We start from the raw sequence: 425 nt of genomic DNA, 5'->3' as shown, positions 1-425 counted from the left end.
AGATTGATTCTTTAGCAACAAAAGTTGAAGTTGGTTTTACTGAAGTTAAAGGAGAAATCAAACGACTTGATGAGAGAGTTGGTCATGTAGAAAAGCGAATTGATGATACAAAATCTTCTTTAGAAAAACGTATCGATAATACAAATCAGCGCATCGATGATACAAAATCTTCTCTAGAGAAACAAATCGAGTCAACCAATTCTCGTCTCAATAGTATCACAATTGGATTTTTTGGTATTGTAGGAATTTTGGTGACGGGAATATTAACGGTTTTGGGAAAGTTAGTTTTCTTTCCTAATCCTCTCTCTTGATGGCGATCGCGTTTCGGGGATAGTGCGCCCATCTTAATAATATGTTATTTTAGGAAAATAGGAGAAAGTGCGATCGCCTCTCCTGATAAATTATCCCAAATTATGTTTGAGGTG

At 35.8% G+C, this 425-nt stretch carries 1 protein-coding gene; it reads left to right on the top strand.

All coding sequences use genetic code 11. From position 1 onward, the window contains the following. The first annotated feature begins 2 nt into the window (after window positions 1–2). Window positions 3–311 carry a hypothetical protein gene (locus tag JUI58_RS00120; RefSeq protein WP_348539799.1) on the top strand — a complete coding sequence of 103 codons (309 nt, stop codon included), beginning with the start codon at window positions 3–5 and terminating at the stop codon, window positions 309–311. Window positions 312–425 lie beyond the last annotated feature (114 nt).

It is taken from the genome of Spirulina sp. CCY15215 (genome assembly GCF_016888125.1).
Classification (GTDB): Bacteria; Cyanobacteriota; Cyanobacteriia; order Cyanobacteriales; family Spirulinaceae; genus CCY15215.
This window is presented reverse-complemented; position numbering and strand designations above follow the sequence as displayed.